Source organism: Natronococcus pandeyae (assembly GCF_008122205.1).
Taxonomy (GTDB): domain Archaea; phylum Halobacteriota; class Halobacteria; order Halobacteriales; family Natrialbaceae; genus Natronococcus; species Natronococcus pandeyae.
This window is the reverse complement of record NZ_PHNJ01000001.1, coordinates 260,159-272,876: the sequence shown is the minus strand read 5'-3', so window position 1 is coordinate 272,876 and position 12,718 is coordinate 260,159. Positions and strand designations below refer to the sequence as shown.

The following is a 12,718-nucleotide window of genomic DNA, read 5'->3' as shown; positions in this document are numbered from 1 at the left end:
ATATTCAGTCAGCACGAACGAGACATACATAGCCATTAGGCACTGCGTTTTATTCCGTTCGATTACTCTCACGGGTAGTGGACAGAATCGCTCACTGATGCGATCGATCACACCAGGTTATGTCCAAGGAGCATCCCTACTCGACAGCCGAGACGGCGAGAGAGGAGCGCTCGACAGCAGTCACGTCCCGCCACGACTGGCACACCGACGAGTCGCTCGCAGTCGACGTGGTGACGGCGGTCGCGACGGCGGTCGACAGCGCACCCACCGAACTCGAGTCGCTGTACGCGACGATCGACCCCGACGCCCTCGAGACCGTTCTGCGGTCGGATCGAAACGACGAGCAGTTGTCCGAGCGGCGGCGCGTCTCGTTCGAGTACGCCGGTCGTGTAGTCACCGTGCGATCGGACGGAGTAATTACCGTATCGACGCGGGGACGAACCCGAGGGGAGGGCGATGAGTAACACTGCAACGGACGGACACGACGTCGAGATACTCCTGGTGGAAGACAACCCGGGCGATATCCGACTGTTGCGGGAAGCGATGGCGAAAACGGAGATTCCACACCGGATCCACACCGTTAGAGACGGGAGCGCGGCGCTCGAGTTCGTCGAGGCGGACGACTCCGACGCGCCACGACCGGATATCGTCCTGCTCGATCTGAATCTCCCGCAGGTGACCGGCGACGAGGTACTGGCGGAGTTCAAGGCGGATCCGGAACTGCGCAGCACGCCGGTGATCCTGTTCTCGAGTTCGAGGGCTCCGGAAGACGTTCGACGAGCCTACGAACTGGGGGCGAACGCGTATCTCTCCAAGCCGATCGATCCGGACGAACTCGAGGAACTCGTCCAGTCGGTCGTCGAGTTCTGGTTCGAGACCGCCAACCTGCCGACGCAGTAGCGTCGCGATCCGCCCCTCGTGGCGGTGTCGCGATCCCCTACTCCGACGATCCGTTCGTGATCGTCGTGTGCGCTCCGATGAGCGCGCCGGCGAGATCGAGATCCTCGAGGCGGGTCCCCTCGTCGATGATCGAGCGTCGGATATCGGCGTTCTCGACGTGCGCTTCCGGGAAGATGACCGCGTGATCGAGATTCGTGTCGGTGAGCGTCACGCCGTCCATCACGTGGACGTTGTCACCGATCGTCGCGTTCTCGAGGGCCGCCGACTCGGCGACGAGTGAATTGCCGTCGAGATACCAGGCGACGGCGTCGAGGTAGCTCTCGGGCGTCCCGATGTCGAACCACGCCCCCTCGAAGGTGTAGGCGTAGGTCGGTTCCCGGTTCTGGAGCCACTGGACGAACCAGCCGGGTTCGTCGGGGTTGTTCCCGTCCTCGAGATACGTCGGAAAGAGGGAGAGGGCGTCCTGAGGAAACGCGTAACAGGCGATCGACACCAGCGTACTGTTCGGATCGTCCGGCTTCTCCTGGAAGTCGACGACGCGGTCGCCCTCGAGCTCGACCAGTCCGTAGGACTTGGCTTTCTCGAGGGAGCCGACGTCGTACGCGGCGAGCGTCGGTGCGTCGTGCTCCTGGAAGTAGTCGAGGAAATCCGAAATATCGAAGCTCATCAGGTTATCGCCGGCGACGACCAGCAGATCGTCGTCGACGTTCTCCCGGTCGATCAGCTGGGCGAGGGCACCGACGACGCCGAACTTGTCGTCCTCTTCGGTCGTCTCCTCGACCGAGAGCGTCGGCTTGTCGAACTCGCTGTCGGCGAGGTGTTCCTCGAAGTCGGCGGCGAACCGTTCGTTCGTGCTCACGAACACCTCGTCGATCCGGTCGTCCGCCTCGAGTTCTTCGAAGATCCGATCGATGACCGTGGCATCGCCGATCGGGAGGAACATCTTCGGACGATGTTTCGTGATCGGCCACATCCGGGTCGCGTATCCGCCTGCAAGGACGACGGCCTTCATAATCTGGTGTTCTCCTGCGGTATGTAAGTGGTTTGCCCTTACATCGATCCCGGCCTGCGGTTCTCGCTTCGAGGGTCGTCTGCGGGAAGCCGAAGAGATAACCGGCGCCAGCGGAGAGTAGGCGTATGCGAGAAGCCGACGAAACGACCCGGCAGCGACTCGCAGACGCCCTCCGTGCGGAGCCGTCGACGCCGAGCGAACTCGCGACGCAGTTCGACCTGACGACGCACGCGGTGGTTCGCCACCTCGAGCACGTTTCACGATCCGTCGACGGCGCGGACGAGCAGTTTCTCGTCGCACCGCCGGCCTGTCGAGACTGTGGCTTCGACGACTTCGACGACCTGCTGAACCTCCCCTCGCGCTGTCCCGACTGCAAGAGCGAGGCCGTGGACGAACCGGCGTACACGATCGAGTAGTCGAACCGTCTGTTCTGGCGAACGTTCTGGCGCCGAATAGCGTCGAATCGGATTCGACACTCCTATTTACGGGCGAGGCGACCACCTGATACGAACCCGGAAGTGAGCGAACGATCCACGTCTCTCTCGGGCGACAATCGCCTCTCGTCTCCACTGGTCGTCCGTTCGATCCGGGAATTGACGGAAATACGTATGACTAATACGTCTCAATCGGAGTTCGACGGTATCGAGTTCGTCCTGGCGATGCTCGACTGGCTCGAGCAGCGCGAGGAGTCCGCAGACGCCGTCGACGAAGCCTTCGACCTGCTGGCCGACGAGCGCCGTCGACTGCTGCTCCAGGTGATGCGCACCTACAGCGAGGAACTAACGCTGCCAGATGCCGCCGAAGAAGTCGCGGTCCGCGAGAACGGCTGCAAGGTGACGGAGCTCTCCGCCGAGCGGGTCGCCAACGTCTACATCTCGCTGTACCACGACCACATGCCGCGGCTGGTCGACGCCGGGCTGATCGAGTACGACCAGGAACGAGATCTGGTCATCCCGGTCGAAGTTCGCGACAACACGCTCTGACTCGGGACGGAATTTTCTGACGTGCCAGGTTCGACGTAACGACGACGCTATTCTCGCTGCGTATCACGACCCCCTGGTCGATCGAGGCGACGCCCTCAGAACTCGACGTTCGAGGTCGAGGTCAGATCCGCGTCGTCGGTGTCGACCGGCCCCGTCCCGACGAACTCGTACTCGTCGTCGACCAGATAGATCCCCCCGTCGTCGACCGTCACCTCGAGTTCGGTCAGGTACGCACCCTCGCAGGGCCCGAACGTACACTCGCCGGAGTCGGCGTCGAAGTACGCGCCGTGGTTCGCACAGATCACCTCGCCCTCGCGCATCGGTGCGCCGTCGCCCTTGTCGAGTTTGATGTGTGTAAAGTGCTGACAGTAGTTCAGCCAGCAGGAGACGCCGTCTGCCGACGCCGTCTCCTCGGTCGACTCCACTCCGTTCGCGACGAGGATCGCCTCTCGCTCGTCACCCAGTTCGTCGGCGACGCGAAAGAGAAACGTCGACTCCCGGGGCACCTCCTCGAGCGACGCGATCCGCTGTGTGGCCGCCATCACTCCCCGGTTACGAGTCACCGGTCGTGAATATTTCGACACTGTCTGACGGAGTTTTAACATGCCGAGTGCGCAACGACGGCTATGGACTCCCTTCTCGTCTACGGTTCGTACGGCTACACCGGACGGCTAATCGTGAGCGAAGCCGTCTCGCGGGGCGGCGCGCCGACGATCGCCGGACGCGACCGACGTCGCGTCGCCGAACAGGCCGCTGCACTCGGTCTCGAGGGGCGGCGGATCGATCTCGAGATGGACGATCTCGAGGCCGAAATCGGGAGTTTCGACGCCGTGTTGAACTGTGCGGGCCCGTTCGTCGAAACGGCCGAACCGCTCGTCGACGCGTGTCTCGAGACGGGGACGGACTACCTCGACGTCACCGGCGAGTTCCCGGTGTTCGAGCGGCTCCGTCGGGAGGACGAGGCGGCTCGAGCGGCGGGAGTCACGCTCCTTCCGGGCGTCGGCTTCGACGTCGTGCCGACGGACTGTCTGGCGGCGACCCTCCACGAGCGACTTCCCGACGCCGACCAGTTGCGACTCGGGATCAAGAGCGACCTCTCCTTCTCGCGTGGAACCGCGCGGACGTTCGTCGAACTCGCAGATCACGGCAGCGTCGTTCGCCGGAACGATCGCCTGCTCAGCGTGCCGGCGACGTTTCGGACCCGTGAGATCGACTTCGGTGAGGGGCCCGAGCACGCCGTGACGATTCCGATGGGCGACGTCGTCACCGCGGCGCACACGACCGGGATCGACTCGATCGAGGTCTACGGCGCCGTCCCTGCGTGGACCGAACCGCTGCTGTCGGCCGCCGACTCGCTACGGTGGCTTCTCGAGCGGTCGCCGATCGAACGCGTCGCAAACCGTGCGATCGATGCCTTCGTCGACGGCCCCGACGAGCGCGAGCTGGCGACCGAGACCGCGGTCGTCTGGGGCGAGGTCCGGGACAGCGAGACCGGGCGGCGGGCGCGCGGCCGACTTCGGACGCCCAACCCGTACGCGCTGACCGCCGAGTCCGCGGTGCGCGCCGCCGAGCGCGTGCTCGCGGACGGGCAGATCGAGTCGGGGTTCCAGACACCCGCCCGCGCGTTCGGCGCCGACTTCGTACTGGAACTCTCCGGAACGGATCGAGAACTGCTCGAGGTGCCCGACGAAGCCGAGTCGGTGCTACTCGAGCCAGGCGAGTAACCGCGGCCGCCGCTCGCGCCGTCAGTTCTCGGCGTCCCGTCAGTCCTCGGCGGTCGTGCTTCCCCGTTCGTCCATCATCGACTGGGTGCGCTCGATCCAGCCGCCGCGGTAGAAGCCGACCGCGACGTAGATCGTCGCCCAGACGTAGTAGACGACGATCGAGGCGTAGATCGCCGGCACACCGTAGCCGAGGTGGACCCCGGCGACGTACGAGATGCCGACCATCCCGAAGGACATCCCCGTCACGCGGGCAATAAAGGGCGTCATCGTGTCGCTGCCGCTGGTCAGCGCCCCGGCGAGGACGACGTACAGGACGGTGACCGGCGCCGCGGCGGCGTAGGCCTTCGCGAACCCGGCCGCGTACGACAGCGTCTCCGGATCGTCGGTGAACAGCGAGACGAACCGCTCGGCTCCCACGAAGAGGACGACGCCGAGCGAGCCGACGGTCACGACCCCGAGCGCGGCCGCGGCCCAGCCGTTGTACCGCGCCCCGGCGGGGTCGCCGTCGCCGAGACTCTGCCCGACGACGATGCTCGTGCCCGTGCGGTAGCCTCGCGAGAGCGGCGACGTCAGCTGCTGGTAGACTCGCCGCCCGATCTGGTAGGCCGCGTTGACCTCGGTCCCGAAGAAGAGCAAAATCGCGTTGAACGGGAACTCGAGGAGGAACGTGACCGCGCCTTCGGCGATCCGGGGCGCACTGATCGCGAGCAGTTGCTTCGTGATCGTCAGCTGGGAGGGGCGGACGAACCCGGCGGGTGTCCACGACGAGTGGATGGCCGCGACGAGCGCCAGCGCGGAGAGGACGTTGCCGAAAGCGGTCGCGATGCCGACGCCGACGATGTGGAGCTCCGGTGCCGGACCGAGCCCCAGCCCGAGGACGACCGTGCCCACGATGTTGAGCGCGTTCGAGACCCCGTTGACGTACATCGGCGTGCGCGTATCACCGGCCCCCTGGATCGATCGCGCGGCGATGATCGCAACGTGGCGGGCCGGACTCGTCGCGAAGATGATCGCCAGGTAGATCCCGCCCATGCGGGCGACCTCGGCTTCGGCACCCAGGATCCGGATCGCCCACTGGCCCAGCAGGAAGCCGAAGAGCACGAAGGGAATCCCCGCGAGCGCGCCGAGGATCACCGCCTGCGAGATCGCCTCGTCCCGGTTCGCGGTCGCGCCGCTGCCGGTGTCCTGGCTCGAGAGCGCGATGACGCCGCTGCCGAGTCCCAGTCCGATCCGGAGCGGGAGCCGGGCGTACAGGTCGGCCAGCCCGACGGCTGCGACCGCCGCCGGGGAGAAGAGTCCGGTGACGGCGACGTCCGTCGTCCGCATCAGCGTCCGGAGGAACTGCTCGGCCATCACCGGCCACGACAGATCGAAGATCCGCCGCCAGACCTCGAGCAGCCGCCGGCGTCCCCTCGAGAACACGTCTCCGTCTCCCGTTCGGCCGGGCTTGAAACTGTGGGAGCCGGCACGCTGGGGAACGGAAACGGTGTGAACGAGGGACGGGAATCCCGAGTCGAACCCGACCGATCCTCGTGCGGTGGCGCGCGCTGAGCGACAGTGAGCGAACAGCGAACTGTCGCTCAGCGCGCGCCGCCGCACCCGATGGACACTCCTCGAGTCCGTCTCCGCCGACTAGTAACAGACTTCCTCGACGCGCTCGTCGTAGCGCCTCGAGAGTCGTTCCGTCACCTTTCCCCCACCGATCTCGGCCCGGTCCAATTCGGCTACCGGACGGAGCTCCCAGGTCCGGTTGGTGAGAAACGCCTCCTCGGCCTCGAGTACGTCCTCGAGTTCGTACTCCCCCTCCTCGACCGGCACCCCGGCCTCGCCGGCTACCTCGAGCACGACCGACCGGGTGATCCCTGCCAGCAGGTCGCCGTCGGCCGTCGGCGTGTGAAGGACGCCATCGCGGACGAAAAACAGGTTGCTCGTGGCGCCCTCGGCGACGTTTCCGTCGATATCGCGAAGGAGGGCCTCGTCGGCGTCGTCCTCGAGTTCCGTCCGCGCGAGGATTCCGTTCAGGTAGTTGTGGGTCTTCGCGCCCGCCGGAATCGCCGCGTCGGGGACTCGTCTGGTCTCGACCGACTGAACGGTCGCCGGCCCGTCCCAGACGGACTCCCCGTCGACCCCACCCCTGGGCAGCGGTTTGACGTAGACGACCACCGTCGGCTCCACGTCCGACTGCGGCGTCAGCTTCCCCGGCTGGACGCCGCGAGTAATCGACAGTCGCACGTAGGCGTCCGCGAGGTCGTTGGCCGCGAGCGTCTCCCGGACGCGCTCGCGGAGGTCGGCGGTCGAGAGGCCGTGCTCGAGGCTGAGCGCGTCGCAGGTTCGCTCGAGGCGTTCGACGTGTGCCTCCCAGCCGAAGATCGTCCCACCGTAGGCGCGCAGCGTCTCGAACGCGGCGTCACCGTAGCGAAAGCCACGGTCGTCGACGCTGACGGTCGCCTCGTTCGTTGGAACGAGTTCGCCGTCGACGTGATAGAGTAACTCGTCGCTCATCGGCTCACCTCCGGTTCGGCTTGCTCGACTCGTGGTCGGCGGCGAACGCACAGAAGTTCGCGACCATCCGCTTGCCGACCGCGAGCGAGATGCCGTCCCCCTCGGCGGCGTCCTCGTGGCCTCGCGTGAGGATGCTCTCGGGGTGGAACTGGACGCCGAGGTGTGGCTTCTCGTGGTGGCGAACGGCCATCAGGACGCCGCGCTCGTCGGTCGTTCGGGCGGTCTCGGCGAGCGTCTCCGGCAGGTCCTCGCGTTCGACCGCCAGCGAGTGGTACCGCCCGACCTGGAACGTCTCCGGAAGCCCGGAAAAGAGCCCTTCACCGTCGTGGGAGACCGTCGACGGCTTTCCGTGGACGACGTGGGGCGCGTGGACGACCGGGGCACCCTCGGCCGCACACAGTGCCTGGTGGCCGAGACAGACGCCCAGGATCGGGTACTCGGTCTCGGCGAACAGCGGGATCGAGATCCCCGCCTCCTGTGGGGTCCCCGGTCCCGGCGAGACGACGATTCCCGTCGGATCGAGGTCGCGAACGCCCTCGAGGTCGATCTCGTCGTTTCGTCGGACGACGACCTCGTCGGCGACCTCGCCGACGTACTGGACGAGGTTGTACGCAAAGGAGTCGTAGTTGTCGACAACTACTATTCGAGTTCGGGACTCGATCTCACTCATCTCCTTCACCCCCGTCCGTCTCGAGCGCCATTCCGGCCCGCTCCCCGAGCGCCTCGTCGATGGCGGTGATCAGCGCCCGCGCCTTGTCGAGGGTCTCGTCGTACTCCCGGTTCGGCTCCGAGTCGTGGACGATCCCTGCGCCGACCCGGAGGTGGTACTCCTCGGCGTGGCGAACGAGCGTCCGGATGGTGATGGAAAGCGTCGCGCGGCCGTCGAAGCCGAAGATCCCGACGCTGCCGGTGTAGGGGCCCCGCTGGGTCGCCTCGAGTTCGTCGATGATCTCCATCGTCCGCGGCTTGGGCGCGCCGGTGATCGTTCCGCCCGGGAAGGTGGCTGCGACGGCGTTCGCGAGCGTCTCGTTCGGACGGAGCCGGCCGGTCACGTTCGAGACGAGGTGCATCACCTCGGAGTAGCGGTCGATCCGCCGGTACTCGTCGACCTCGACGGAGCCGTACTCGCACACTTTGCCGAGGTCGTTGCGCTCGAGGTCGACGAGCATCGCGTGCTCGGCGCGCTCCTTCTCGTCGGTTTGTAGGTCCGCCTCGAGCGCCTCGTCTTCCTCGGCCGTCGCCCCCCGCGGCCGCGTTCCGGCGATGGGCTCCGTCCGGACGAAATCCCCGTCGCGCTCTCGCGGACCGCGAGACGGCGACGCCGTCTCGTTCGAGGCGGTGGAACCGCCTCGCCGTCCGCTCGAGGATTCCGGGGAGGGTGGCTCCCCGCGTTCGAGCAGCAGTTCGGGACTCGCACTCACCAGATCGGCGGACCGAAACTCGAGCAACCCGGAATAGGGCGCCGGGTTCACTCGCCGCAGGGCGTCGTAGGCGGCGACCGGATGCACCGCGGCGGGGGCGACCAGCCGCTGGGAGATATTCGCCTGAAAGGTGTCGCCGTCGCGGATGTACTCCTTGACCCGGCGGACGCGGTCGGCGAACGCCTCGCGGCCGCAGTCGCTCTCGAAGTTCGCTTCGTCGGCGTCGACCGGCGCCTCGCCGATCCCCGGATCGCCCTCGAGACAGGCGCGAGCGAGGTCGAGCGCTCGCTCGCGGCCGCGCTCGTAGGCGGCCTCGAGATCGGCGGTCGAAACGTTCCCAGAGATCGGTGGACAGGCGGTGATCCGTAGCGTGACCGCCCCGTCCGTCGTCTCTGCCGAATCCGTCGTCTCCCAGGCGACCAGCCGGTCGTAGACGCCCAGTTCGAGCCGCGGCAGTCCGCGGTCGTCGACGGCCGACTCCGGCAGCGCCTCGAGTTCGCGCGCGACGTCGTAGGAGAGCCAGCCGACCGCGCCGCAGGGGTAGGGCACGTCACAGTCGCCGCGGACGAGCCGGTCGCGCTCGAGCAGGCCCTCGAGCGCAGCGAGCGTCGGCGAGTCGACACCCCGTTTCCACGAAACCGCGTCCGGACCGACCGTGAGCCGATCGACGGGGTCGGTTCCGAAGTAGCCCCAGCCGGGTTGGCCGCCGGTCGTCTCGAGATAGACGCTTCCGGCTCCATCGCGTGCCCGTCGGTACGCCAGAAACGGATCGGCGGCAGAAACCTGCACTTCGACGGGAATGCGAGTCGTGCGCGCCGTCTCGTCCTCGTCGCCCGACTCGAGGGCGCCGCGAGCGGCGGCTCGAAACGAGTCGAGCGACGTGACGACGCGCGGTTCGCTCATACCCTCTCTGTGGGAGCGTATCCCTAATCCTCTTGCGGTTCCGGGCTCGCAACGAACGGTAGTGAGGAGAAACGAGAGCGCGAATCGGCGTTCGTTATCGAACCTTCGCCCGGTCGATCCAGCCCTGAATGCGCTTTTCCGAGATGTCGGTCTCGGACTCGAGTTCGGCGGCGTCGGCGTCGGCGAGGTCGGCGACGGTTTCGACGCCCGCGTCGGCCATCCGGTCGGCGTAGGCGGGACCGATCCCCTTGATCACGTCGACGGGTTCGCTTTGCTCCTCCTCGTCGGCCTCGTCGTCCGCGCTGGTGTCTTCTTCCGTCTCCGTTTCGGCTGTGGTTTCCGTTTCGTCCGCCGTCTCTTCGGCGGAGTCCTCGACGCCCGCTTCGTCCGGAGTTTTCTCTGCCTCCGGCACCGCGTCGGTCTGACTCGGCCCCGTCGCCTCCGCCGGTTCAGCCGGCTTCTGGGGGGCGTCGGACGGTTCAGTCATCGAGTCAGTCGACGCCGCCGCGTCGGTGCCCGATGCCGCCGCGTCGGTGCTGGTCGACGTCGATTCATCGTCGGTGACCGTCTCGGTGTCGGTCTCCCCGGACCGTTCGCGTTCGACCGTTACCCCGACCTCCCGAGTGTCCCCTCGCTCCGAGCCCGAATCGTCGAACCCCAGCAGCGACTTCAGCTTTTGGAGGATTGCCATTAGCTGAATATAGTCCGCTCCCCTCACTTAAATTCGCCTGATACCAGCACGAGCAGCGTTCCACAGAGACGCTTCAGAGCCGCGACCGGAGCGCCTCGTTCATCGTCGCGACCGGTGCCTCGCGATCCGTCCACAGTTCGAACGCCTCGACACCCTGATAGAGCAACATCCACGCGCCGTCGACGGTCGTCGCTCCGACTGCGGCCGCATCGCGTAACAGGCGCGTCTCGAGCGGACGATAGACGGCGTCCATCACGGCGAGGTCGCCGTGGAGCGCGTCGGCCGGAACCGGCGTAGCGTCCTCCTCCATCCCGACGCTCGTCGCGTTGACCAGCACGTCGGCGTCCGCGAGCAGGTCTGCGAGTCCGTCAAGCCCCTGGCCGGACGCGCCGGGTACCTCGTCGGCGAGTTCCTGGGCCGTCGACTCGGTCCGGTTCGCAATCGACACCGCCGCACCCGCGTCGGCGAGCCCGAACGAGATCGCTCGGCCGGCGCCGCCGGCACCGACGACCACCGCGCGTGCGCCCTCGAGATCGACGCCGTGATCGCGGAGCGCGCGCAGCGCGCCGCCAGCGTCGGTGTTGTGGCCGGTCGGCGGTCCCTCCCCTCCGAAATCGACGGTGTTCACCGCGCCGATCCGACTCGCTAGCTCGTCCGCGTCGACGATCTCGAGAGCGTCCTGCTTGAACGGGATCGTCACGTTCAGCCCGCAAACGCCGAGCGCGTCGGCGCCGTGGATCGCGTCTGCGATCTCCGCCGGCTCCGGTTCGAAGGTGACGTAGCGCGCCTCGAGCCCGAGCTCGTCGTAGGCCGCCTCGTGCATCGGCGGCGAGAGCGAGTGACCGACGGGATTTCCGAGCAGTCCGAAGACCTTCATCGTCATGTCCGATACTCGATCCGGCGGGGTCATAATCGGTGTGGCTTCGGCGACGCGGTGGCTCGAGGGCGTCTCCACGCTCGAATTGAGCCGGGCAGCAGCGTCAGTCGTCGGCTGCCCGCGCCGGCATCGATACCAGTCCCGATCCGCGATACTGTCTCATCACCCGTTCGCGTACTTCGCGCCGCTTATACATCCTTCTCGAGTACCGCGTCCTATGCTCTCGGATCTCCTTTTGCTCGCGGCCGGGATCGTCGCCCTCTACGCCGGCGCGGAGTTGCTCGTCGCCGGCGCCGGCCGGCTCGCGCTCGGAATCGGCCTCCGGGCGGCGACCGTCGGTGTAACTGTGATCGCGTTCGCGACGACCGCGCCGGAACTGTTCGTCGCGACCATCGGTGCGCTCGACGTCTCGACGGATATCGGGCTGGGTGCGGTTATCGGCTCGAACATCGCGAACATCGGGCTCGTCCTGGGGGTTTCGGCCCTCATCAAGCCGCTTTCGGTCAGCGAGACGGTTATGAAGCGACACGTTCCGTTCATGGTGTTCGCGGCGATCCTGCTCGTCGCCTTCGGTGCGAACGGGACGATCGGTCGTCTCGAGGGGGCGCTCTTCCTGCTCGCCCTCGGCGGCTTCACGGCGTACCTACTCTACTACGTCAGCGCAGATCCGGCTCCGGTGGCGGACACTCCCGCGGGTGGGAACGGCATCGAACCCCGCGACGTCGCGCTCGTCGCCGGCGGACTCCTGGCGCTGGTCCTCGGGTCGCGCTGGCTCGTCGCCGGCGGCTCCGGACTTCTGCTGGAACTCGGCTTCTCCGAACTGTTCGTCGGACTCACCGTGCTCGCGCTCGGTACCTCGCTGCCGGAGCTGGCGGCTTCGGTCGTCGGCGCCATCCGAGGCGAGACGGGGTTCGCGATCGGAAACGTCGTCGGTTCGAATATCTACAACGTCCTCGCGGTGCTGGGCATCGTCGCACTGATCACGCCGATCCGGATCGCCCCGAGCACGCTCCGGTTCGAACTGCCGGTGCTGGTCGTCTTCACCGTCGTACTGGTCGCGATGATGGGATACGGCAGACGACTGTCCCGCCTCGATGGAGCCGCGCTCGTCGCCAGCTACGTCGTTTTCGTCTTCCTGTTGTTGCCCTGATCGGCGAGGTAGTGCTCGATCTCGACCCAATTACTTTGGGAGAGGGCTTTACCTGAAACACGTGATAGGTATGGTTATGAACGAAACAGAGAACGTGACGTACGTACACAAGGCCTGTGCGTACATCACGCGACAAACGGGCGAGTTGCTCGTCTTCGAGGGACCAGGCCACGACGGACTGCAGATTCCGAAGGGGACGCTCGAGACGGGCGAGTCCCCTCGAGAGGGGCTATTCCGCGAGGTGAGAGAGGAGAGCGGACTCGAGAACCTCCACGGCGCGCGACACGTCACGACGGACGTCTGGACGCGTCGCCAGTCGCCACCGAAGCGGTACGTTCGCCACTTCTTCCACGCGACCGTTCACGAACCGCGCGACGAGTGGACCCACGTACTCACCGACGGCGGCGAGGAGCACGGCGCCGAGTTCGAGTTCGAGTGGGTCGACCCGACGACTCACCGAGAGTTCGCACTGGATCTCGACGACTACGCGCAGCAACTCTCGACTGAAGCCCCCGCGCCGGAGCAGCCGATCGCCTCCGACTGATTCTCAACCCG

At 66.6% G+C, this 12,718-nt stretch carries 15 protein-coding genes; 7 read left to right on the top strand and 8 right to left on the bottom strand.

Annotated features, from left to right (window positions below; translation table 11 throughout):
- The first annotated feature begins 119 nt into the window (after positions 1-119).
- Both CV102_RS01410 and CV102_RS01405 read left to right on the top strand, forming a co-directional pair.
- Positions 120-464, top strand: coding sequence for a HalOD1 output domain-containing protein (locus CV102_RS01410; RefSeq protein WP_148856054.1), 345 nt, complete (start codon positions 120-122; stop codon positions 462-464).
- Entirely contained in the window at positions 457-900 is a 444-nt protein-coding gene (locus tag CV102_RS01405; protein WP_148856053.1) for a response regulator, read from the top strand. Before CV102_RS01410 ends, CV102_RS01405 begins: the two co-directional genes overlap by 8 nt.
- 37 nt (positions 901-937) lie before the next feature.
- Here CV102_RS01405 and CV102_RS01400 read toward each other — a convergent pair whose 3' ends face one another.
- Positions 938-1,912 (bottom strand): sugar phosphate nucleotidyltransferase, encoded by a 975-nt coding sequence (locus CV102_RS01400; protein ID WP_148856052.1) that lies wholly within the window; start codon positions 1,910-1,912, stop codon positions 938-940.
- Positions 1,913-2,037: 125 nt separating this feature from the next.
- Between CV102_RS01400 and CV102_RS01395 the strand changes: the two genes are divergently transcribed.
- Positions 2,038-2,328, top strand: coding sequence for a transcriptional regulator (locus CV102_RS01395; protein WP_148856051.1), 291 nt, complete (start codon positions 2,038-2,040; stop codon positions 2,326-2,328).
- A gap of 192 nt (positions 2,329-2,520) precedes the next feature.
- Complete coding sequence (locus tag CV102_RS01390) at positions 2,521-2,895, top strand: DUF7344 domain-containing protein (protein WP_148856050.1); 375 nt, start codon at positions 2,521-2,523, stop codon at positions 2,893-2,895.
- A gap of 95 nt (positions 2,896-2,990) precedes the next feature.
- Here CV102_RS01390 and CV102_RS01385 read toward each other — a convergent pair whose 3' ends face one another.
- Positions 2,991-3,437: a Rieske (2Fe-2S) protein gene (locus tag CV102_RS01385; protein ID WP_148856049.1), complete on the bottom strand. Its 447-nt coding sequence runs from the start codon at positions 3,435-3,437 to the stop codon at positions 2,991-2,993.
- A gap of 84 nt (positions 3,438-3,521) precedes the next feature.
- Between CV102_RS01385 and CV102_RS01380 the strand changes: the two genes are divergently transcribed.
- Positions 3,522-4,619 carry a saccharopine dehydrogenase family protein gene (locus CV102_RS01380; RefSeq protein ID WP_148856048.1) on the top strand — a complete coding sequence of 366 codons (1,098 nt, stop codon included), beginning with the start codon at positions 3,522-3,524 and terminating at the stop codon, positions 4,617-4,619.
- A 39-nt stretch (positions 4,620-4,658) separates the two neighbouring features.
- On the opposite strand, the gene CV102_RS01375 is transcribed toward CV102_RS01380, so the two are convergent.
- The 6 genes from CV102_RS01375 to CV102_RS01350 form a co-directional block, all read right to left on the bottom strand.
- Positions 4,659-6,041: an MATE family efflux transporter gene (locus tag CV102_RS01375; RefSeq protein ID WP_148856047.1), complete on the bottom strand. Its 1,383-nt coding sequence runs from the start codon at positions 6,039-6,041 to the stop codon at positions 4,659-4,661.
- A gap of 210 nt (positions 6,042-6,251) precedes the next feature.
- Positions 6,252-7,121, bottom strand: a complete 870-nt coding sequence (locus CV102_RS01370; RefSeq protein ID WP_148856046.1) for an aminotransferase class IV — start codon at positions 7,119-7,121, stop codon at positions 6,252-6,254.
- 4 nt (positions 7,122-7,125) lie between these two features.
- Complete coding sequence (locus CV102_RS01365; protein WP_148856045.1) at positions 7,126-7,791, bottom strand: anthranilate synthase component II; 666 nt, start codon at positions 7,789-7,791, stop codon at positions 7,126-7,128.
- Positions 7,784-9,445, bottom strand: a complete 1,662-nt coding sequence (locus CV102_RS01360; protein ID WP_148856044.1) for an anthranilate synthase component I family protein — start codon at positions 9,443-9,445, stop codon at positions 7,784-7,786. Before CV102_RS01360 ends, CV102_RS01365 begins: the two co-directional genes overlap by 8 nt.
- A 94-nt stretch (positions 9,446-9,539) precedes the next feature.
- Positions 9,540-10,136: a helix-hairpin-helix domain-containing protein gene (locus CV102_RS01355; protein WP_148856043.1), complete on the bottom strand. Its 597-nt coding sequence runs from the start codon at positions 10,134-10,136 to the stop codon at positions 9,540-9,542.
- A gap of 73 nt (positions 10,137-10,209) precedes the next feature.
- Positions 10,210-11,013, bottom strand: a complete 804-nt coding sequence (locus CV102_RS01350; protein WP_148856530.1) for a shikimate dehydrogenase — start codon at positions 11,011-11,013, stop codon at positions 10,210-10,212.
- Positions 11,014-11,230: 217 nt separating this feature from the next.
- Here CV102_RS01350 and CV102_RS01345 point away from each other — a divergent pair, with 217 nt between their 5' ends.
- Positions 11,231-12,163: a calcium/sodium antiporter gene (locus CV102_RS01345; RefSeq protein WP_148856042.1), complete on the top strand. Its 933-nt coding sequence runs from the start codon at positions 11,231-11,233 to the stop codon at positions 12,161-12,163.
- A gap of 76 nt (positions 12,164-12,239) precedes the next feature.
- Complete coding sequence (locus CV102_RS01340) at positions 12,240-12,707, top strand: NUDIX hydrolase (RefSeq protein WP_148856041.1); 468 nt, start codon at positions 12,240-12,242, stop codon at positions 12,705-12,707.
- The last annotated feature ends 11 nt before the right edge of the window (positions 12,708-12,718 follow it).

Bases quoted from the DNA above. Each gene is read 5' to 3' on its own strand.
- CV102_RS01410 (WP_148856054.1), top strand. From the start codon at position 120: ATGTCCAAGGAGCATCCCTACTCGACAGCCGAGACGGCGAGAGAGGAG.
- CV102_RS01405 (WP_148856053.1), top strand. From the start codon at position 457: ATGAGTAACACTGCAACGGACGGACACGACGTCGAGATACTCCTGGTG.
- CV102_RS01400 (WP_148856052.1), bottom strand. From the start codon at position 1,912: ATGAAGGCCGTCGTCCTTGCAGGCGGATACGCGACCCGGATGTGGCCG.
- CV102_RS01395 (WP_148856051.1), top strand. From the start codon at position 2,038: ATGCGAGAAGCCGACGAAACGACCCGGCAGCGACTCGCAGACGCCCTC.
- CV102_RS01390 (WP_148856050.1), top strand. From the start codon at position 2,521: ATGACTAATACGTCTCAATCGGAGTTCGACGGTATCGAGTTCGTCCTG.
- CV102_RS01385 (WP_148856049.1), bottom strand. From the start codon at position 3,437: ATGGCGGCCACACAGCGGATCGCGTCGCTCGAGGAGGTGCCCCGGGAG.
- CV102_RS01380 (WP_148856048.1), top strand. From the start codon at position 3,522: ATGGACTCCCTTCTCGTCTACGGTTCGTACGGCTACACCGGACGGCTA.
- CV102_RS01370 (WP_148856046.1), bottom strand. From the start codon at position 7,121: ATGAGCGACGAGTTACTCTATCACGTCGACGGCGAACTCGTTCCAACG.
- CV102_RS01365 (WP_148856045.1), bottom strand. From the start codon at position 7,791: ATGAGTGAGATCGAGTCCCGAACTCGAATAGTAGTTGTCGACAACTAC.
- CV102_RS01360 (WP_148856044.1), bottom strand. From the start codon at position 9,445: ATGAGCGAACCGCGCGTCGTCACGTCGCTCGACTCGTTTCGAGCCGCC.
- CV102_RS01355 (WP_148856043.1), bottom strand. From the start codon at position 10,136: ATGGCAATCCTCCAAAAGCTGAAGTCGCTGCTGGGGTTCGACGATTCG.
- CV102_RS01350 (WP_148856530.1), bottom strand. From the start codon at position 11,013: ATGAAGGTCTTCGGACTGCTCGGAAATCCCGTCGGTCACTCGCTCTCG.
- CV102_RS01345 (WP_148856042.1), top strand. From the start codon at position 11,231: ATGCTCTCGGATCTCCTTTTGCTCGCGGCCGGGATCGTCGCCCTCTAC.
- CV102_RS01340 (WP_148856041.1), top strand. From the start codon at position 12,240: ATGAACGAAACAGAGAACGTGACGTACGTACACAAGGCCTGTGCGTAC.